This window comes from Ensifer sp. 2TAB8 (genome assembly GCF_052115125.1).
Taxonomy (GTDB): Bacteria; Pseudomonadota; Alphaproteobacteria; order Rhizobiales; family Rhizobiaceae; genus Ensifer.
The window spans coordinates 222,139-240,303 of the sequence record NZ_JBFRGB010000007.1 but is presented as its reverse complement, the minus strand read 5'-3'; the positions used below and the strand labels follow the sequence as shown (position 1 = coordinate 240,303).

Here is an 18,165-nt window from a genome sequence, read left to right as displayed (position 1 = left end):
GGGGAACTTAGGTGCAAAATGAAAAAGAGCCATCTGCATCTCTGCAAATGGCTCTTTTAGAAAGTGGCTCCCCGGGCCGGATTCGAACCGGCGACCTGTCGATTAACAGTCGAATGCTCTACCGCTGAGCTACCAGGGATCATCCGCGCCGCTGTTTGCTGTGCGCTTCAGAAGTGAGGCTGCTAATACGCATGCTTTTCTGATTTGCCAAGCGGTTTTTTCAAAAAAAGTGACAAGTTCGGTTGCGAGGCTGTGGAGAAGTCCCCAATTGTGGGAAAAGACGCCGGATAGGGAATGATGAACAAAAACAGGAAGCAGATGCATTTCGGGATCGATCCGCAGACACGACAGATCGTGCTCGGCAAATGGCGCATCACGCTGCCGGAATCGCCACTGCTGCGTATCCTGTTGGGCTCGCTCCTGGTGTTCTGCGGCTTTCTCGGCTTTCTGCCGGTGCTCGGCTTCTGGATGATACCGCTGGGCCTCATCGTTCTTTCGCACGATCTCCCATCCGTCCGCCGCCGCCGCCGCCGTCTGGCGGTCTGGTGGGCGCGTTGGCGCGGGCGCACAAACTCGTCGAAGGGGTCGTGAGCCAAAATCGTCGCTTCCGTCTCTCGGTGGCCGTCTTCGTCAGCGCCGAACCGCACCGACCTGTCTCGTTCGATTCTTCTGCCGCCTGATTCCGAACCTGCATCTGCCTATTGAGGGGGCGGCCGAAAACTTTTCGGCAACGCATCAAACGCATAATGCGGTCGCGAATCAGGATGAGGACGCATGGCCAAAGCCACTACGAAACGTCGAAGCAGGAATTCCGGCCGGAGCAAGGGCAAGCAAGGCGGTATGGCGCCGTGGTATCTGGCCGCCGCGGCTATCGTCGGCGGCGTAGTCGCCTATGATCATCGCGCCGAACTGAAGCACTGGCCGGTGGTATCGGATGTGGTGGCGTTCACGTCCCGTCATGATTCGAAGCCGAAGCCCGCACGTGTCGCGCAGAAAGCGGACGGGCGTCCCGCGCAGCAAGCGGAGAAGCAAAAGCCAACCCCCGTGACAAGAGTTGCGCTTGCAGCTCCCGTGCCGTCGGTGGACGTCGGCGCGAACGCGCCGACACCCGCGGTGCGGCCGAATGAGGAAGTCAAAACGGCATCGATCCGCACGGATCAGTTTTATTTCTGTGGGATTCGCAACGACAACTGCGTGATCGACGGCGCCACTTTCCTCTACCACGGAGACACGATCCGCGTGGCGGACGTCGATGCACCGCGTATTCGCCAGGCAAGCTGCGACAAGGAACGTTCGCGCGGCTTTTACGCCAAGCAGCGCCTGCGCGAACTGCTGAACGCAGGTGACTTCAGGCTGGAAACGGCGAACAGTCGTCAGGACGCCAAGGCCGGTGAAAAGCTGCGGCTGGTCACTCGCGGCGATCAATCCATCGGACGCGTCCTCGTAAACGAGGGACTGGTGCGGCCGTGGACGGGACACACGACGCCCTGGTGCTGAGGCCGATATTTGCAGAACCGCAATGCCTTCGAAGGAAGACATTGCCGCAGCACGCTTCACCAATGTGGTGATTTTTCGGAGGCCGCAGCTCACGCGGTGGTGGTGTGCTGATGGCCTTCTGACTGGATCCCGCCTGTCTCGCCGATCCGCCGCCTCAACCGGTTATGGCGGCAACGGCTCCGGCGTCGCGTTCATCCGGTATCAGAACGAGCAAATCCCACCTTGGCTTCACTGTGCTGATCGCAGCTTACCCGCGTTCATGAATGGAAGAATGCGCGGGACGTCGAGTGCATAGGCGCCATAACTGGGGAACGCGGTCTGCAATACTCGTTCCTCGTTGATCATTCTGCGAAATTGCAGCAGCCACTGGACACCCCCAAGAAGTACTGACCAGACAGAAAGATTGAGGACGATCAAGCCGATGATGGCGATCTCTTCCGTTAGATGGAGCGGGTGGCGAACAACCGAGTAGGGGCCGCCCGTTATCAAGGTCCGGGCCTCCGGCATGATGCTGAAGGCGCGACCGAGCCAGAAAAGAACGAAGGCTGACGAAACCATCCCGACCACGATCATAGCCGTGCCGGCCATTTGAAGCGCCAAGCCTGTATCGGCGGGCTCGGGTAAGTATGCGATCAGCCCGAGAAGAAATGTTCCTGCCATCGCGGTCAAATAGGGCTCGAAGCCAGTGGCTGCTTTGATCGGGGGCAAGCGCGTAATGGCTACCACGCAGACCATTCCGAGGAATAGGACGGTGGCGGCGGTTGAAGTCAACGCCAAGACGTCAGCCGACTGCCATTCGTCTTTCACCACGATTTGCGCGGCGTGAACGATGCGCCGCAACATCGCGATTGCGAAATACGCGCAGATACCGAACCTGCCGATGATGTCGGCGAAGAGCAACGTTCTACCCTTCAGCATCCAAATACCTCCCCCTCGATCGCCGGTAAGAATGCCACGGTTGCGAGCGGCTTCAAGCGTAACTTTAGAAGTTGCTTAATTCGGAAGGTCGACGCCATGTTGTGGCCGCCGCAGCACGACTATGTTTTGTTGGCCACGATGTCGAAATACGTCGTCGACGGATTTATGCGTTCTTTGAAGGGTTTGGTGTGTGGGAGCTCTTTCCGCGCCACGTCCAAGTTCGACAAGGGGCCGCGCCTCTTTAGGGGCGGCAGACAGCATCGGGAGTACGTGCTGAGCCTCGAAAAGATCGGCGAGATTGTCGTCAGAATCGCGCTCGCCGAGATCGATGTGAGGGACGAGCGCTTCTTGCAGAAGGCGATGAAGTGGCAGCGACCGATCCCGTCGCGACCCTCATGGACGCTCACAGGGCGGCCCGGAGGGCGCTATGACAGCCTTCCGCAGAGACAGTGACCTGCGACGTGTTCGTAGGCGGCGCGAAGGAGAAGCGGGGTTCAAGCACCTGCAGCTGGTGAGCGGGTTTCTGGCTCAGGATTCGCTGTGAACATGTCGCATTTCATGTCGTATGGATCCGCCGTCGCCGCGTGGAAGTGCAGGGAAAGCAAGGGAATCTCGTAGCAACATCGCGTTACGCGGAAGCGGTGTTTTTCCGCTTCGCGACGACTGCAACATATTGATTATATTGGTGAATGTATTTGGAGGCCTCGCCCGGAATTGAACCGGGGTACAAGGATTTGCAGTCCTCTGCGTCACCACTCCGCCACGAGGCCTCACGGCTCGGATAACCGAGCGTTGGCGGGGATTTAGAATGATTGCAGAAAATCCGCAAGAGGCATTTTCGGAAAAAGCACAAAGCGAATTTGCGGTTCGGGCGCTTTCCACAGGCAGAACGTCTGGCAATGTCGATTGCTCCTGCCCAGCGTGCAGCAATGCTTCAAGAGGAGGTCGGAACGATTGCCTTCCTCAGCTTACTCCGGGTTGAGACACCTGGGAGCTTTCGCTCAGGCGTGCCACACGCCCGCACAAGCCACGTCTTCTAAATCCCCTGCGGATCTTATCGCTTCGGTGAAATCGGTAGAGGGGGAACGATGACTCCGCTGACATCAGCCGCATCGATAGCGTCCGTCATCATCAAGCGGAGGCAATGGCTTATATGAAAACGAAACTTGTCCTGACGGCCTTGGCCCTCTTTGCTGCGACCACATTCGAGGCGCGGGCAGAGGACCTGGTTTTCAAGCTGAAGAACAACACAAATGCAGTTCTGACTAACTTCTACACGTCGCCGGTGGGCGTCAACGAGTGGGAAGACGATGTATTCGGCCGGCAGGTTCTGAACCCCGGCGAGAACATGGAGATCACCATCGCTGACGGTCGGGATGTCTGCAAGTACGACATGCGCTTCGAATTCGAAGAGGACTCGGGCCTTGATACGACCGAAGATACGCAGGACCTTTGCGAACTCGGTGAATACACCATCCACGAGTAAGCGGCGCGTTATCGGATAAACAAGAAGAGCCTCGCTACCCCAAGCGGCAGCGAGGCTCTTCAGAGTGCCGATTTTTTCTGGAGGTCAATGGTAGCGGCGGATCAGCCCAACGAGCTTGCCCTGGATCTTCACACGATCAGGCCCGAAGATCCGTGTCTCGTAGGCAGGGTTTGCGGCCTCAAGCGCAATCGATGCGCCCTTGCGTCGGAATCGCTTCAGCGTCGCTTCCTCGTCATCCACGAGCGCCACGATGATATCGCCGGGGTTGGCGGTATTGCCATTTCGGATGATCACGGTGTCGCCGTCGAAGATGCCGGCTTCGATCATCGAGTCGCCCTTGACTTCGAGGGCGTAGTGTTCGCCGTTGCCGATCATGTCGAGCGGAACGGTGATGTCGTGCGTGTTGTTCTGGATCGCCGAGATCGGCACACCGGCAGCGATGCGGCCCATGACCGGCACGGAAACTGATGTGTTTTCGGCCACCGGCGCCGGCTTCGGTGGTGCGGCAGGGGCTGCCGCCGGCGGCTTGCCGAGGCTTCCCTCGATCACGCTCGGCGAGAAGCCGCGACGCGGCTGCTGCTGGCTGGACGCGTAGGCTTCCGGAAGCTTGATGACCTCGAGCGCGCGGGCCCGGTTCGGAAGACGGCGAATGAACCCGCGTTCTTCGAGCGCGGTAATCAGACGGTGGATGCCGGACTTCGACGCCAGGTCGAGCGCATCCTTCATCTCATCGAATGACGGCGGGACGCCCGACTCCTTCATGCGTTCGTGAATGAACAGAAGCAATTCCTGTTGCTTGCGGGTCAGCATGGCACGTCGCTCCAGAAGGCGTGAAACAAATCAAGAACAGACACTATCTGTTCCATATGTGTTCTGCAAGTGCCTAAAATTCCGTGAATTCAGTCAATTGGCGCGACTGCGCGTGCTGATTGGTCACTTTTACGGGAGCAAAGCGGGTTTGGGTGATGATTGTGTGGCCGGCAACGGCCGCATTGGACCGCATCGGGCGAATCGCGAGCGTTCTGATGGCGAGGGTCAGGCCGGCTGCGTGGCGGCGCAGGCGTCTTCGAATTCCTTCACCGTCTCGGCGCTGTTGTCTTCGGGAAGCACCGCGTCCGCCGCATCGGTTGCCACGGGCGTGTCGCCGTCATAGACGAACGACTGGATGTAGAACGCAATGGCGCCCTTCCACACGTTGCGTCCATCAATCTGGTGGCAGGGTACGGCGCTTTCGAAGTCCGTCTGCAGTTCATCGACCGTGGCGGCACTGAGCTTGACGTCAGGCATGTTAGGCGATGCGACTATCGAAGCGAGAAGCAGGGCGGCAAGCACGGTGATCGTCCACTTTGAGGCAAGGGTGGGACTACGGGGCGGTTAACGATGTGAACCGCGCTTTCGTTCCGAAGTCCAGCAAACTTGGCGATCACTCTCATGTGTTCAACAGGTCTTTGAGTTCAGGCTGTGACCGTTTTGCGCCAGAGGTGCGCGGCGGCAAGGCCCTTGATCCTGGTGCGATCGGCCGACCCGCATTCGCATCGGTTGTGCCAGTCAATGTCCTCCCTGTTGGAGTGCGCAAATCCCTGTTGTGATCGCGCCGCATTGTCTCGACAGGTTGCAAAAATACGATAACTTTGCGGGGAAAGTGGGGTGGTTGCATGCATAGATTGTCGTTGGCGGTTCTCGGTCTGTTGGTGGCGGCCGGAGCGGCCTCTGCTGAAGAGGGCCGTTCGAATATCTGGAAGCGGATCAACGCCTGGACGGTCGGTTCCGATCCGTCCTTGGGCGGCTCGTGCTACGCGGCGACGAGCTATGACGCCGGCGCGATTCTTCGTATCGGCTTCTATCCAAAGGGATCGGCGAACCTGGCGTTTCTTTCGATCGGCAATGCCACCTGGAAATCGATCGAGCCGCAAAGAGAGTATGACGTTGCCTTGCAGCTCGACCGCGGCCGCCAGTGGCCGGCCGTTGCGTTCGGCGTGGACCTCACGGGTTCGAAGGCTCTGGTCGTCAATTTTTCCAATACCGACTTCTTCACCGAATTCGTGCGCAAGAATACGCTGGCGCTGGCGTTCGAAGGTCGTGTGGTGGCGAGCCTCAGCCTGCGTGATTCGATGAAGGCCGTCAGCGAGATGTTCAAATGCCAGGAGGCCGTGAACACGCTGATGCCGAGCGGCGGACAGGGGGAGGCCGCCGATCCGTTTGCGGGCGCCGGCAACAATGCGCCGAACAATGACCCGTTTGCGGGCGGCGGGCAGAGCAAGTCGTCGAAGGATCCCTTCGCCATGTAATTCCTTGGCGTGAGCACCGGTCCGCGCGAGAGGTGAATATTCCTAAAATATTGCGTGGGTACGGGTCGCCCACCCTCGACAGTCACGCGGCGACCCATCAAAATGCGAGCAAACGGGGGCTTTGCATGCGTAGATTGCTGTTCGGGTTGATGAGCTGTCTGATGGTGACGGGGCCAGCCGCGGCTGAAGAGTCCGAGATCATCAAGTGGAAGGAGGTCGGCGGCTGGATTGTTGCTTCCGACACGTCGATGGAAGGCTCGTGTTTCATTACGTCGATGTTCGAGGGCGGGGTCAGGCTGCGCCTGGGTTTCTATCCCAAGGGCTCCGAATCGCCACTCTACATGAGCTTTGCCAGCGACGACTGGAAGTCGCTCGAGATCGGCAAGGACTATGACCTGACGTTTCGCTTCGACAAGAGCGATCCCTGGAGCGCTTCGGCGACCGCCGCCGGAGACGAGAACGGCAAATTCCTCTTCGTGAATGTCACCGACCCCGAATTCCTCACAGGCTTCGTGCGCAAACGGGCTTTGGCGATCGCCTTCGACGAACGCGTCATCGTAAACCTCAGTCTGCGTGGCACCGGTCCGGCGGCAGACGAACTCATGAAGTGCCAGCGGGCCGTGGATGAGATCATCGCCGACGAAGGACGCAAGTCCAAGGAGAAGAAGGCCGATCCGTTCAATGCGCCGGGCGAGAAGCGTTCAGCACGCGACCCGTTCAGCCTCTAGCATTGTCGAAATCCGGACTTCTTGCAGACCTCCGGCAATCGGTTTGAGGTTAGGACGGAGAACGCCGATTCATCTGCCGGCGGCGAACCAGCCGCTGTATCGGAAAATCAACTCAACCTTGCCTACGCGAGCCCATCGAGATGAAACAGCGCCACGGGTTGTGGTCGTTGGTGGGGCTATATTTCCTTKGGGAAATGGCGGACAGGGTGTCCGCTGCTCCGCAATTTTCTTGGGATATTTGGTCCATATCTCACTGAGGTTTATCATAAATTCCGTAACCAATGGGTTTTGTATGGGAGTGGGCGCCATTTCAGGGGCGTTCGACCTGAATATCTATCTCGCTGAAAACGCCCACGCTACGTCGAAGAGATTCGGTCTAGGCTTCGCTGGAAGCTACGTACTGGCGTCAGACACAGGCGGAAACGGTACGGTCGATTTCGGTTTGTTCCAGAACGCCACCAGCCAGTGGCCCTTCAAGATCGACACTGCCGGCAAGATGACGATCTACAATCTTGTGTTTGGCACGCACATCCTACACGCCCACCGGAACCGCAGACGCCAACGGTGCCACGCGCGAAATCGTGGCTGATGCCAACTTCATCTATGTGAAGACGAGCGGCGGCTGGAAGCGCGTAGCGATCGCAGCATTCTGCACGGAAAGAGGAACACTTTAATGTCTGGCATCACTGACAAGCAGCCCCCTCTGGAGCCAAGTAATGAGGAGCTCTTCGCCGAAAATGAAGGCCTCAAAAAGCAGATTGAGGATCTTCATGCGGTGCACGGTCTTCGAGAAATAGCACTTCGAAATGCAACTCGTGTCGGGGCGGTAGCCCAGACGCTAACTGAAAAGGAACGATCCAAATGAAATTTGAACTGAGCACTCCTGTACTTGGCTTCGACGGCCAGACCTTTGAAGACAACGGGAAGCCATTGACGATCGCGGATATCGTCAAGCACAGCTTAAGGGAGCCGGCATTGTTCGATCGAGGCGATCAATTCGGGATGCCCCGGCCACTTACGTCGGCCGATATCGATGAGCGTCTCACTATTCGTGAATGCATGAAGGGCGACGCCTGGACATCAAGCCTGAGCAAATCCCCACCTTGAAGCAATTGGCAGGAGCCTCTGGTCTGGTGCCTGAGGTCGCGATTTGTTTCGCGGCGATGCTCGATGCCGACGGCAGCGTGGCCGCAAGTTGAGGTAGGATTATCAGAGGTTGCGCCGATCACTGCAATCTATATAAAACCGATGGCAGTGATATTCGAGGGAGTAACCCGAGTGGTGGATATTGGTGTTGTCGTTTGGGCTAACAGCCTGGACTATATTACGACGAGGCTGGCGATCGATGACGCCGCCCGGGTGCACCGTCGGCGCGGCTACAAGATCAAGCTTCTTTGCCTAAGCGGATACGAACTCTTCAAGCAGACCCAATGTGAAAAATACGGCTATGAGGTCATTGACTGCGCGCCGTACTTTTCCGAACTCGAAAAGAAATATGCCAACGTCCGCGCGATGTTCTCCCACGACAACCGGGGAAACTTCTTCTTCAACAACACGATGCGTTGGTTCGTGCTCGACAAGTTCCTTACGGGCAAGAAGCGTTTGAGCGTCGACGGCGATATCGTCATTAACCGCGGATCGATCGACATCCTTGACCGCAGCGGCATCGATTTCTTCTACCCGGACAGCACGTGTTTCGTGCTGATCAGCGACGACTTCCTGCGGTCGTATACCGAGATCGTGGACTATCTGAACACGAACACCGAAGCTGCGGTCGAGCACATCAAGTCGTTCTCGCGACAGCACAATATTCATCACTGGGAACTGTCGTCCGTCGAGAAGGCTTCCGATCTCGACGAAGAGAAAATTGCGTCGTTCGCTGTTCACTACGGCGATCTCTACAACATTCCCGATGATAGACGGCCAAAGCTCGCCTGTCCGCCGTTTGTTGCGCATGCCTGGGGAGACCCGCCACTTGGCCGCTACCTCACACCTGAGTTTCTTGCGTATCCAGAGGGCGTGCGCTACTCATTCATCAACGATCAGCACCAGTTTTCCGGGCACCCGCTCGCGTTCATGCATTACCAGGAACAGCTTCACTACATCATCGGTTGTCATCGAATGCTGTCGCGGCTTGGCGCCGTCGATGACGTGTATGTGAACCTCCTGACGAAGGACAGGGTCTATGACTTCCTTCGAGGGGAAACCGAGACCAAGTACCCGGCGTTCATCCGGCTGTTGCACGATATCTCTCACCACCCCTGGACGATGAACGAGAACTACTGGGACATGCGCAACATCATCGGTGAAGCCGAGGAAAAGGGTATGGGCGACATCTTCACGGCTGAGAGGTGGCATAGTCCCAACATGTTTACGCCCTCGCAGGCGCGACATCAGGTGACCCGGTCAATGTTTCACCCCAGCGATACATAGCAACGGCTTTCGCAGACGTTACAGCGCAAATCGAACGAGAAGCGCGACGGCGCCGACGACGACCGCCGTCGGCCAAAAGTCCGTTGCTTGGTCCCAGTTCCAGCGCCACATCAGATAGCCTTTGAGGTGAGGCGGGCGCATCTTCACGCTCACCTCGAATGTCTCGAAGCCGGGGAATTCGTAACCAAGCGTGACAGTGTGACCAAGCACTTTGCGCGCACCGCCAATGCGATCTTTCGTCACCGGACCGGGGAATTCGAACTTCCCAACAAACCCATGACAATTGAAGACGCCCGCGCGCATATTCGTTCGTTGATTGAGGAGGCGAGCGCGAGCGTCCTCGCCAAGTATCCATTATTTGGGGCGAACGGGAGGCTGGGAAGATGACGCCGTTTGCCATTATGGATTGCGGTTCTTCAGGTGCTTTTGACGCCTGATATTGCCTTCGCGGTCGGGGCTCGCGCGCCCGAGGATTTTGCGAGAATGCCGCCAAAAGTGACGACGTTTGCCGACTTGGCAGAAGTCGCTCCGCAACGCGTCCTAAAGGCGGTTCTGCGTCCTCGATGGACCCGATGACCGGGCAAGGTCGAAACGCGCTCAGGACAGCCTCAAGGGCATTGCAGCGGAGTTTTCGGACCGAACCGTTCCTGCCACTCTGCAAGCGACATCTCGGTAACATCGATTGGCCAGCTGGCCGGCTTCGGCACCAACGCCTGTTCGTCCAACCGATCGCTGTCCAGCAATCCGAGCAATCGAGCCTGTGCGAGGATGGCCGCGACCATCGCCCGCCCATCGCGATCCGCCTCCGCTATGGCCAGCGCCCGGTCGAGATCGGCAACCAGTGAAGCCGTCGTTTTTACGCTGAGTGCCGCCACCTCCCTCTGCAGTTCGGCGAGGCGAGCCGAGACCTTGTCATTTTTTGCTAACCTGCAAGCATTCTCGTAGGCAGTGGTTCCGGTGCCGACAGAATAGCCAGCGGCGATGTAGGCGTCGCGCTGCGAGCGTCCCTCGGCGAGGTGACGACAGAAGGCTTCCTGTCTCGGTGTGAGCTTGTGCATGGCACGAGGATAGTCGCTCGATCAACGGAATGCCATTTGCTCGTGCAAGGATGCCCGTCCTGAGCCAAGCTATTGAGGGCCGAGGATTGGGCGGGCAAGGGCGACCGGCGCGCCAATCTGAAAGACCGAAAGCGGCAATGGGCGCGTTGCGAACCGGCTCGCGAGTTCTGAAACATCGGTGCATGCGCAATCGTCGCCACAATCCTATTGCTTGCCAGAGTTGCGCCCACTAAGGTCAGCTCCGAAAAGTCGCAATTGGGGCATTGTGATCTATTTCCCATGACGTCTGATGAACCTCTACCTGCACGACATCGACAGCGACCATGTCGATCTCGGCGACACGCTCTCCGACAAAGGCAAGGGGCTTGGCCGCGCAAACCTGATCCTAACCAATCCGCCCTTCGGGCCTGCAGGCGGCGCGCCGACGCGTGATGATCTTTCTGTCACTGCTACCGTCTCTTCCTACCAGCTTCCCTTTGTCGAGCATTGCATTCGTTCGCTTCAGCCCGGAGGACGCGCAGCCATTGTCGTCCCGGACAATGTCCTGTTCGAAGACGGGCGCGGCAGGCAACTGCGCCAGATGTTGATGGACTGGTGCGACCTACACACGATCCTGCGCCTGCCGACCGGCATCTTTTATGCTCAGGGGGTGAAGACCAATGTCATCTTCCTCACGCGCGGCAAGACGGATACCAGCAACACCCGGGCCACCTGGATTTATGACTTGCGCGCCCAGATGCCGAAATTCGGCAAGACCACCCCGTTGACGGAAGCCCATTTTGAAGGCTTCGAGAGGGCCTTCGGCACGAGCCCCTATGGGGCCGAGCGCGGCCCGGATGAAGGCGAGGCCGGCCGCTGGCGTAAGTTCACCCGCGCAGATATCGCGGTGCGAGGCGACAATCTCGACATCGGCTGGCTGCGCGAGGCGGAGGACGAGGCGGAAGAGGGCCTGACCGAACCCGACGACATCGCCGCAGCCATTCTTGGCCATCTGCAGGCTGCAACGCTAGAGATCGAGGCGCTGATGGCGGAGTTAGGCGACGAGTTTCCGGAGGCGGCGGAATGAGCGAGTTGCCGAAGGGATGGGTTGCGGCAACCGTTAGCGATGTTGTGGGGGCAGACAAGAATTCTCTTGCTGACGGCCCTTACGGAAGCAAGTTGAAGTCTTCGCATTACACGGACAGCGGAGTACGTGTCGTCCGCTTGGGGAACATTGGTCGAGGGCGGTATCTATCGTCGGCGGAAGCCTTCATATCGCGCGAATATTTTCGCGAGCTTCAAAAACATGAGGTCCGTGAAGGCGACATCGTGATGGCCGCGCTCGGGGACCCGATCGGGCGGTGTTGCCTGGTTCCTGCCCATCTGCTCCCCGCGATGGTGAAGGCGGATTGCTTCAGAATACGCTTGGGAGTGGCTATCGATCCAGGCTTCTTTGTGAGCTGGATGAACTCGGAGGTGGCGGCGCGCCATTTGTCAGAGCAGGCCCATGGCGTCGGCCGCTTGAGGGTGAACCTAACCGATCTCCGAAGAATGCACGTTCCCCTCCCACCCCTCGCCGAGCAAAAGCGCATCGTGACCAAGCTGGATGTGCTGAACGCGAAATCCGCCTGCGCCCGCACGGAGCTCGCCCGCATCGAAACCCTCGTCTCCCGCTACAAGCAGGTCGTGCTCAGTAAGGCGTTTAGCGAACTCAATACTGAAAGCAGAAGGCTGCTCGGCCTCACCCAATTTGTGACAAGTGGCTCCCGCGGTTGGGCTCGATATTATTCCGATACGGGCCCTTTTTTCATCCGTATTGGCAACACAGTTCGAGGTGCCGTTGGCCTGGACCGAAGCGACATACAGCGCGTTACACCACCTGAAGGTGCCGAGGGAATTCGCACGCGAGTGCAATCGAACGATATTGTCGTAACGATCACCGCCGATCTCGGGCGAATTGGTTTGATTGGCGACGATATCGGAGAAGCATACGTCAACCAGCATCTTGCCTTACTCAGATTGAAGGATGGACGGGCCGCACCTCTCATTGCTTGGTACCTCGTCAGCGAAGAGGGACAAAGCCAATTACACAAGAACAATCGCGGAGCTACCCGAGCGGGTTTGGGATTAGATGACATTCGGCAAGTCGCCGTGCCTTATCCTCCCCTCGAAGAGCAACACGAAATCGTTCGCCGMATCGAATCCGCCTTTGCCAAAATCGACCGGCTGGCAGAGGAAGCCAGGCGCGCGCTGGACCTCGTGGGCAAGCTGGACGAGGCGATCCTCGCCAAGGCCTTCCGCGGCGAACTGGTCCCGCAGGACGAAAATGACGAGCCGGCACACTTTCTAATGGAGCGCATCCGCGCCGAGCACGAGGCGGGACCAAAGGTAAAGCGCGGGCGAGGAAACAATGGGGGCTGAGTGATGAGTTTCTTGAGGGAGGAACCGATTACTCTGATCGCACGGTTGGTTCGGTCAGAGGCTCTCACCAACGACGATTTGGTCCTGCAGAAAGCCAATCGTGTCGCTTTCGAGTTCGATTCGATTGACGCGAGGATGAGTGCCGACGAAGCACTGGCCACCATAGCGGACAGAGCCGATCGGTCTCGCCTGGTTGTGCTGAAGATTTTGACGACCGCCGAGAAATTTCAATACCTTGCAGATATTGGGGGCATTCGCGATGGTCAGTGGTATCGGATCAACTTACTGCCGCGAGGGAAGAAGCCGGGACCTTTCGCTTGGGCGTCTTCACTCGGAGACGCTGGTTATGACGAAATCGTGCCCTTTGTCCTGGACGAAATCCGTTATCTGTTCTCGGAAGGCGATAGCCCCCTGAGCCCAGTCGGCGCAGCAGTCGGAAATGAGCGAGCTCTAGGGCAGGCGATTGCAGAGGCCTGCAAGTTTCCAGAACGTGCAATCGATAAAAGCCGCGCCGCGCGCCATCTCCTCAGCGGCGCCAAATCGCCTCACAAAATCGTCGTCCGAGATGTCGGGCAGGCGAGTTTCTGCAGCGCAATTGATCAGTACGGAAACGAACTATTTCATCTGGATGCTGGTTGGCCGATCTCATACAACAAAAAGACCGCGTCTAGTAAACCCAAGGTGAAAGTTAGCGATGTCCCAGTGATCCTTTCTCACTGGGACTGGGATCATTTGCATGGCTATCACGCAATAGCGGGCCTTGCGGGTGGCATTTGGATTGTGCCGGTGCAGCGGCTTGGACCAGGCGCAAAGTTGGTTGCTGAGAAGCTGGCCACCCATAATCGGCTTCTGGGCGTGAGCTCCGCAGATGTGTCGGCTGGCCCCCTGCGGCTGGGGCGCTGCAACGGTAAAGCAGGCAATCTCAATCAGACTGGCCTATGCGTTCAAACTACCTTGCAATCGGGCAAGACGGTACTTTTCATGGGTGATGCCGACTACGACCTAGTCCGGCCGAGATTGTCGACTCTACCGGACTTTATCGTTGCCACCCACCACGGCGCCAAATTTACCGGAAGTGTCGTCTGGCCGCGTGGAGGCAGTGGCCGGTGCGTGGTTTCGGTTGGTAAAGGAAACGGCTACGGGCATCCGTCGGATGTGGCTGTTCTGAGCCACTCCGGCGCGGGTTGGTCAATGAGCTTCACCTGTGAGCGTAATGGTATGCCGCGGGGCAGCAGATATTTGGGACCCTAACTGGACTTAATGCCTTGCGCGAAGCAGCCCGATCCCTCGGTTACCGTACCGTCGAATTCAAACGTCTGGACGAAGACTTCTTCAGCGAGGAGTGAAGCAGCGTTTTTCCGAACGGCGACAGAAACAGGCGATCAACATGCCAATGGCCTTTCTTTCGGGCAACAGCGCCTCGCTGGCCCACTCTCTGGCTCATTGCATGGCTCCCCGCCGGGGAGAGGTGAAACGCGTGCAGCCACATGAAAGCGGGCGAAGGAACGCGATACCATCTATTTCGGTGCCGCGTCGGGCCGATCATGCCATCGAATTCCGGTTTACCCATATGAGTAAACTGGCGAAGAACATTTGCGGAGGAGAGCCTTGTCGCTAGGGCTGATAGAGACGGAAATACGCCAGTTCTTGGCCACCAAAGATCCTGAGGTCCTTTGCATTAGGGGCAAATGGGGGGTCGGCAAGACCTACGCGTGGAAGAAGTACCTTGTCGACGCCGCAGATAAGAAAAAGCTTGGGCTCGATAACTACTCCTACGTCTCGCTCTTCGGCCTTAACTCGCTTGAGGACCTGCGTTATTCGATCTTCGAGAACACGGTCACAGCCGACAAGTTGAAAACTGGTCCCGACCTCGACACATTGGGAACGCTTCTCGACAAAGGGAAGAACGCGAGCCGGAAGGCTCGAACGATGATGGAACTTCTCAGTTCTGTCCTCAAGATGCCAGGTGTCGCAAACACCATCCTTAAGTCGGCGTTCCTTCTCGTGCGAAATCAAATCATCTGCATTGACGATCTTGAGCGCGCTGGAAAGGGCCTGGAAGCCCGCGACGTCCTTGGACTGGTTTCGTTCCTTAAGGAAGAGCGTAAGTGTAAGGTAGTTCTGCTACTTAACGATAAGGAACTTAGCGACAAAGTTGAATTCGATAAGCAGCTTGAAAAAGTCGCCGATGTGACCCTCGCCTTCGATTTGTCGCCCGAAGAGGCAGTAAGGATAGCGCTTTCACAGGATGATCCAGTAGCAGAACTCCTTAGACCTCAAATCGTTAGGCTTGGTATCACCAACATTCGAGTGATCAAGAAGATTGAGCGGCTGGCTAACCGCTTGGTAGGTCTGCTGCATGGGTTTGACAAGGTCACCATCGAGCAAGCACTTGCAACGGTTGCCTTGGCGGGATGGTCTGTGCATCAGCCGAACGTTGCGCCCACACTCGACTTCATCCGCAAATTCAATCTCATCTCTAGCGACGGCACCGTCCTTTCTCCTCCTGGCGAGGCAAGCGTGATGCGTCGCGCTGTCGCGTCAGCCGGTGCAGAAAGTGCTACCACAAACGGCGAAGGTGCAAGCCAAGGTGCAAGCAGCAATAGCATCGTTCCGAAATGCCGAACTATTTCCATCGTTTAGAGAAAATATGTGGCGGACAGGGTGGGATTCGAACCCACGGTACGGTTTCCCGTACGCTGGTTTTCAAGACCAGAGCCTTAAACCACTCGGCCACCTGTCCTTGCCTGAAGCAACGCTCGACTGCGTGCCGGGCACGGCGTTATTGCGCGAAGCCTTGGCGCTTTGCAAGAATTAACATGCGTCGCCGCAAGATTTTCTCGACCGCTTCGAAGAGCACGCGTCGGGCTGGATTGTGTTAACTAGCCATAAACCATAACTCGCGAAATGCGGCGCCGGCCTGTGGATGAGTTCGCATTTTCGCCTTGATGATGTCATGAATACACACCTGTTCCGTTTCGGGACGCCGAGATTTCCGCTGGGGGTAAGCGGAAGGTTTCGAGTACGGCTTTATCGATCGATGTTGTGGGACAGATGAAATCCAGTAAAAATGCGGCATATCTGGTCAAGGGACTGCGCCTTGCGGCGATACCTGCGCTCTGCGTAGCGCTTGCCGCCTGCGGCTCCACGTCGAACGTCAAGAAAACTGCGCGGAGCAAGGAGTACTTTCCTGAATCCGTCTATGGCGTAAAGGCCAGCCCGCGCGTTGCCACCGGCAACAACATCCCGAAGGGCGGCGGACGCTTTCAGGTCGGCAAGGCCTATCAGGTCAAGGGCAAGTGGTATCAGCCGAAGGAAGACTTCGGCTACAACAAGACGGGTACGGCTTCCTGGTACGGCTCGGCCTTTCACGGGCGCCTGACTGCCAACGGCGAGGTCTACGACAAGGCGCATCTCTCGGCCGCGCACCCGACGTTCCCGCTGCCGAGCTATGCGCGCGTCACCAACATGGAAAACGGTACGTCGGTCATCGTTCGTGTCAACGACCGCGGGCCTTATGAATTTGGCCGCATCATCGACGTTTCCTCGAAGACGGCAGACATGCTCGACATCAAGCGCAAGGGCAGCGCGCAGGTGCGGGTGCAATATGTCGGTCGTGCGCCGCTCGAAGGCAACGACATGCCCTATCTGATGGCATCCTATGTCGAGAAGGGGCAGCGTGGCCCGAGCGTGATGCCGGAAGGCCAGGTCGCGACCGGCGTGATGGTCGCTTCGAACGAGCCGTTCCGCAATCAGAGCCTCGGCACGATCACAGTCCCGGCAAAGGCTTCGCTCGATGTCAGCGAGCCGGTGACGGCACTTGCCGCTCCCGTGCCGCAGTTCGCCCAGCCACAGTCGTTCAACGAGTTCGTCATGCTGCCGGAAATCGGCCCGATCCCGCGCGAGCGTCCTGAATACATCCCGATGCCCAACGGCAACATGGCTTTTGCGGCCGCCTATTACGAAGTTCGCGTCAGCGATGCCGAATCGCCGTTTGAAGCGATCATGGTCGACAAGAAGCAACTGACGCCGCAGGTGATCGTCGATTACGCCAAGCGCCAGAAAGCAAGCGGTTCTGTCCGATAAGCACAGACGGCGTTGTGCCAAAATGACCGCGCTGCTATGCCCGAGGGGAACCCGGAGTTTCCCATGCGCATGAAGATGTTTTCGGCGGTGTTTTTCAGCGTTTCGCTGCTTGCCGGCGCCGCACTCGCGCAGGCACCGGCGCCTGCCTTCGATACCAAGGCAAAGCAGATCCTGCTTGTCGATGCCGAAACCGGCACCGTGCTTTTTTCCCGCGCCGAAAGCCAGCCGATACCGCCCGCGTCGCTTGCCAAGCTGATGACGATGGAGGTCGTGGCCGAGGCGATCGGCAAGGGCGAGCTTTCGGCCGAAACCACCTTCGAAGTGTCCGAGCATGCCTGGCGTACCGGTGGCGCACCCGCCGGCACCTCGACGATGTTTGCCGCGTTGAAATCCCGCATCCGCGTCGCCGACCTGTTGCAGGGCGTTGCAGTGCAGCTTGCCAATGACGCCTGTATCATCCTTGCCGAAGGTATGACCGGCAACGAGGGCGCCTTTGCCGAACTGATGACGGCGCGCGCTCGCGAGCTTGGCATGCCGGTCGCAACGTTCCGCAACGCGACCGGACTTCCCGATCCGGGCAACCAGATCACGATGAGCGAACTGGTGACGCTCATCCGGCATCTCCACGAGGCGCACCCGGATCTCTACCGGCTCTATTCGCAGCCGGAGTTCGAATGGAACAAGATCCTGCAGCGCAACAAAAACCCGCTGATCTCGGCCAATATCGGCGTTGATGGTCTGGCGACTGGTTTTGCCGAAGGTTTCGGCTTTTCGCTCGCCGCTTCCCTCCAGCGCGGCGACCGCCGGGTCTATCTCGCCATGGGCGGCCTCGAGACCGACAAAGAGCGCATCGAAGAGAGCCGCAAGGTGCTTGATTGGGCGATGTCTGCGTTCGAAAAGAAGCGGATCTTTGCCGACGGGGAAGCGATCGGCGAGGCGGCCGTCTATGGCGGCGATGCCTCCCATGTCGCGCTGGTTGCCGGCGGCCCGGTCGACGTGCTGCTGCCGGTCGATAATCCGGACCGGTTGACGGCGCGTATCGTCTATAAGTGGCCCTTGCGGGCGCCGGTGACGGCGGGAACGGAGGTCGGCGTCGTCAAATTGTGGAACGGCGAGAAGCTGCTGCGTGAAGTGCCGGTCAAGACCGCGAGCGCCGTCGGGCAGGGCACGCTGACCAGCCGTGCCCTCGATGCGCTGCAGGAACTGCTGTTCTTCTGGATTTAGCGACAGCAAGCCAAGGCGAGGGGAAGTTCCCGCCAATTCATCGCCAC

Annotated in this window: 19 protein-coding genes, 3 tRNA genes and 1 pseudogene; 15 read left to right on the top strand and 8 right to left on the bottom strand. The window is 58.2% G+C overall.

The window, feature by feature from the left end; all coding sequences use genetic code 11:
* Positions 1-64: 64 nt before the first annotated feature.
* Positions 65-139: transfer RNA gene (locus tag AB4Z53_RS14900), tRNA-Asn, on the bottom strand.
* 158 nt (positions 140-297) lie between these two features.
* Between AB4Z53_RS14900 and AB4Z53_RS14895 the strand changes: the two genes are divergently transcribed.
* A complete protein-coding gene (locus AB4Z53_RS14895) occupies positions 298-591 on the top strand; it encodes a hypothetical protein (RefSeq protein ID WP_113537249.1) in 294 nt (97 codons plus the stop codon).
* A gap of 183 nt (positions 592-774) precedes the next feature.
* A complete protein-coding gene (locus AB4Z53_RS14890) occupies positions 775-1,497 on the top strand; it encodes a thermonuclease family protein (protein ID WP_441596459.1) in 723 nt (240 codons plus the stop codon).
* A gap of 228 nt (positions 1,498-1,725) precedes the next feature.
* Here the strand turns inward: AB4Z53_RS14890 and AB4Z53_RS14885 are convergent, their stop codons facing one another.
* A complete protein-coding gene (locus AB4Z53_RS14885) occupies positions 1,726-2,415 on the bottom strand; it encodes a methyltransferase family protein (RefSeq protein ID WP_441596458.1) in 690 nt (229 codons plus the stop codon).
* A gap of 96 nt (positions 2,416-2,511) precedes the next feature.
* Here AB4Z53_RS14885 and AB4Z53_RS14880 point away from each other — a divergent pair, with 96 nt between their 5' ends.
* Positions 2,512-2,868 carry a hypothetical protein gene (locus AB4Z53_RS14880; protein ID WP_441596457.1) on the top strand — a complete coding sequence of 119 codons (357 nt, stop codon included), beginning with the start codon at positions 2,512-2,514 and terminating at the stop codon, positions 2,866-2,868.
* A gap of 243 nt (positions 2,869-3,111) precedes the next feature.
* Here AB4Z53_RS14880 and AB4Z53_RS14875 read toward each other — a convergent pair.
* Positions 3,112-3,185, bottom strand: a tRNA-Cys gene (locus AB4Z53_RS14875).
* Between the two features lie 383 nt (positions 3,186-3,568).
* On the opposite strand from AB4Z53_RS14875, the gene AB4Z53_RS14870 reads away from it, so the two are divergent.
* On the top strand, positions 3,569-3,901 hold the full coding sequence (locus AB4Z53_RS14870; protein WP_291154098.1) for a hypothetical protein: 333 nt from the start codon (positions 3,569-3,571) through the stop codon (positions 3,899-3,901).
* 84 nt (positions 3,902-3,985) lie between these two features.
* On the opposite strand, the gene lexA is transcribed toward AB4Z53_RS14870, so the two are convergent.
* Together lexA and AB4Z53_RS14860 are read right to left on the bottom strand one after the other, a co-directional pair.
* Positions 3,986-4,711, bottom strand: a complete 726-nt coding sequence (lexA, locus tag AB4Z53_RS14865) for a transcriptional repressor LexA (protein WP_441596456.1) — start codon at positions 4,709-4,711, stop codon at positions 3,986-3,988.
* A 225-nt stretch (positions 4,712-4,936) separates the two neighbouring features.
* Positions 4,937-5,188 (bottom strand): hypothetical protein, encoded by a 252-nt coding sequence (locus AB4Z53_RS14860; RefSeq protein WP_291154094.1) that lies wholly within the window; start codon positions 5,186-5,188, stop codon positions 4,937-4,939.
* 368 nt (positions 5,189-5,556) lie between these two features.
* Here AB4Z53_RS14860 and AB4Z53_RS14855 point away from each other — a divergent pair, with 368 nt between their 5' ends.
* The 5 genes from AB4Z53_RS14855 (at position 5,557) to AB4Z53_RS14835 (ending at position 9,350) form a co-directional block, all read left to right on the top strand.
* A complete protein-coding gene (locus tag AB4Z53_RS14855) occupies positions 5,557-6,189 on the top strand; it encodes a hypothetical protein (protein WP_441596455.1) in 633 nt (210 codons plus the stop codon).
* A gap of 125 nt (positions 6,190-6,314) precedes the next feature.
* Positions 6,315-6,917, top strand: coding sequence for a hypothetical protein (locus tag AB4Z53_RS14850; RefSeq protein WP_162768715.1), 603 nt, complete (start codon positions 6,315-6,317; stop codon positions 6,915-6,917).
* A 673-nt stretch (positions 6,918-7,590) separates the two neighbouring features.
* On the top strand, positions 7,591-7,782 hold the full coding sequence (locus AB4Z53_RS14845; protein WP_441596454.1) for a hypothetical protein: 192 nt from the start codon (positions 7,591-7,593) through the stop codon (positions 7,780-7,782).
* A complete protein-coding gene (locus tag AB4Z53_RS14840; RefSeq protein ID WP_441596453.1) occupies positions 7,779-8,024 on the top strand; it encodes a hypothetical protein in 246 nt (81 codons plus the stop codon). Before AB4Z53_RS14845 ends, AB4Z53_RS14840 begins: the two co-directional genes overlap by 4 nt.
* 171 nt (positions 8,025-8,195) lie before the next feature.
* Positions 8,196-9,350, top strand: a complete 1,155-nt coding sequence (locus AB4Z53_RS14835; protein ID WP_441596452.1) for a hypothetical protein — start codon at positions 8,196-8,198, stop codon at positions 9,348-9,350.
* 18 nt (positions 9,351-9,368) lie between these two features.
* Here the strand turns inward: AB4Z53_RS14835 and AB4Z53_RS14830 are convergent, their stop codons facing one another.
* The gene (locus AB4Z53_RS14830) at positions 9,369-9,653 is read right to left on the bottom strand and encodes a hypothetical protein (protein WP_441596451.1); all 285 of its coding nucleotides are present in this window, start codon (positions 9,651-9,653) and stop codon (positions 9,369-9,371) included.
* Between the two features lie 305 nt (positions 9,654-9,958).
* The gene (locus AB4Z53_RS14825; protein WP_441596450.1) at positions 9,959-10,408 is read right to left on the bottom strand and encodes a terminase small subunit; all 450 of its coding nucleotides are present in this window, start codon (positions 10,406-10,408) and stop codon (positions 9,959-9,961) included.
* 286 nt (positions 10,409-10,694) lie between these two features.
* Between AB4Z53_RS14825 and AB4Z53_RS14820 the strand changes: the two are divergent.
* The 4 genes and pseudogenes from AB4Z53_RS14820 to AB4Z53_RS14805 all read left to right on the top strand — a co-directional run.
* A pseudogene (locus tag AB4Z53_RS14820) lies at positions 10,695-11,474 on the top strand (HsdM family class I SAM-dependent methyltransferase); the annotation flags it as partial.
* Complete coding sequence (locus tag AB4Z53_RS14815) at positions 11,471-12,808, top strand: restriction endonuclease subunit S (protein WP_441596449.1); 1,338 nt, start codon at positions 11,471-11,473, stop codon at positions 12,806-12,808. The pseudogene AB4Z53_RS14820 and the gene AB4Z53_RS14815, both read left to right, overlap by 4 nt.
* Before the next feature lie 3 nt (positions 12,809-12,811).
* Complete coding sequence (locus tag AB4Z53_RS14810) at positions 12,812-14,059, top strand: metallo-hydrolase/oxidoreductase (RefSeq protein ID WP_441596448.1); 1,248 nt, start codon at positions 12,812-12,814, stop codon at positions 14,057-14,059.
* A 396-nt stretch (positions 14,060-14,455) separates the two neighbouring features.
* Positions 14,456-15,451 (top strand): hypothetical protein, encoded by a 996-nt coding sequence (locus AB4Z53_RS14805; protein ID WP_441596447.1) that lies wholly within the window; start codon positions 14,456-14,458, stop codon positions 15,449-15,451.
* 10 nt (positions 15,452-15,461) lie between these two features.
* Here AB4Z53_RS14805 and AB4Z53_RS14800 read toward each other — a convergent pair.
* Positions 15,462-15,551: transfer RNA gene (locus AB4Z53_RS14800), tRNA-Ser, on the bottom strand.
* Between the two features lie 311 nt (positions 15,552-15,862).
* On the opposite strand from AB4Z53_RS14800, the gene AB4Z53_RS14795 reads away from it, so the two are divergent.
* Complete coding sequence (locus AB4Z53_RS14795) at positions 15,863-16,894, top strand: septal ring lytic transglycosylase RlpA family protein (protein ID WP_441596446.1); 1,032 nt, start codon at positions 15,863-15,865, stop codon at positions 16,892-16,894.
* A 63-nt stretch (positions 16,895-16,957) separates the two neighbouring features.
* Complete coding sequence (locus AB4Z53_RS14790; protein ID WP_441596445.1) at positions 16,958-18,118, top strand: D-alanyl-D-alanine carboxypeptidase family protein; 1,161 nt, start codon at positions 16,958-16,960, stop codon at positions 18,116-18,118.
* The last annotated feature ends 47 nt before the right edge of the window (positions 18,119-18,165 follow it).

What these genes read in the sequence shown, in the direction of transcription:
- lexA (WP_441596456.1), bottom strand. Translation starts at nt 4,711, where the DNA reads ATGCTGACCCGCAAGCAACAGGAATTGCTTCTGTTCATTCACGAACGC.
- AB4Z53_RS14880 (WP_441596457.1), top strand. Translation starts at nt 2,512, where the DNA reads ATGTTGTGGCCGCCGCAGCACGACTATGTTTTGTTGGCCACGATGTCG.
- AB4Z53_RS14810 (WP_441596448.1), top strand. Translation starts at nt 12,812, where the DNA reads ATGAGTTTCTTGAGGGAGGAACCGATTACTCTGATCGCACGGTTGGTT.
- AB4Z53_RS14795 (WP_441596446.1), top strand. Translation starts at nt 15,863, where the DNA reads ATGAAATCCAGTAAAAATGCGGCATATCTGGTCAAGGGACTGCGCCTT.
- AB4Z53_RS14860 (WP_291154094.1), bottom strand. Translation starts at nt 5,188, where the DNA reads ATGCCTGACGTCAAGCTCAGTGCCGCCACGGTCGATGAACTGCAGACG.
- AB4Z53_RS14830 (WP_441596451.1), bottom strand. Translation starts at nt 9,653, where the DNA reads ATGCGCGCGGGCGTCTTCAATTGTCATGGGTTTGTTGGGAAGTTCGAA.
- AB4Z53_RS14895 (WP_113537249.1), top strand. Translation starts at nt 298, where the DNA reads ATGAACAAAAACAGGAAGCAGATGCATTTCGGGATCGATCCGCAGACA.
- AB4Z53_RS14840 (WP_441596453.1), top strand. Translation starts at nt 7,779, where the DNA reads ATGAAATTTGAACTGAGCACTCCTGTACTTGGCTTCGACGGCCAGACC.
- AB4Z53_RS14890 (WP_441596459.1), top strand. Translation starts at nt 775, where the DNA reads ATGGCCAAAGCCACTACGAAACGTCGAAGCAGGAATTCCGGCCGGAGC.
- AB4Z53_RS14885 (WP_441596458.1), bottom strand. Translation starts at nt 2,415, where the DNA reads ATGCTGAAGGGTAGAACGTTGCTCTTCGCCGACATCATCGGCAGGTTC.
- AB4Z53_RS14870 (WP_291154098.1), top strand. Translation starts at nt 3,569, where the DNA reads ATGAAAACGAAACTTGTCCTGACGGCCTTGGCCCTCTTTGCTGCGACC.
- AB4Z53_RS14845 (WP_441596454.1), top strand. Translation starts at nt 7,591, where the DNA reads ATGTCTGGCATCACTGACAAGCAGCCCCCTCTGGAGCCAAGTAATGAG.
- AB4Z53_RS14855 (WP_441596455.1), top strand. Translation starts at nt 5,557, where the DNA reads ATGCATAGATTGTCGTTGGCGGTTCTCGGTCTGTTGGTGGCGGCCGGA.
- AB4Z53_RS14825 (WP_441596450.1), bottom strand. Translation starts at nt 10,408, where the DNA reads ATGCACAAGCTCACACCGAGACAGGAAGCCTTCTGTCGTCACCTCGCC.
- AB4Z53_RS14790 (WP_441596445.1), top strand. Translation starts at nt 16,958, where the DNA reads ATGCGCATGAAGATGTTTTCGGCGGTGTTTTTCAGCGTTTCGCTGCTT.
- AB4Z53_RS14850 (WP_162768715.1), top strand. Translation starts at nt 6,315, where the DNA reads ATGCGTAGATTGCTGTTCGGGTTGATGAGCTGTCTGATGGTGACGGGG.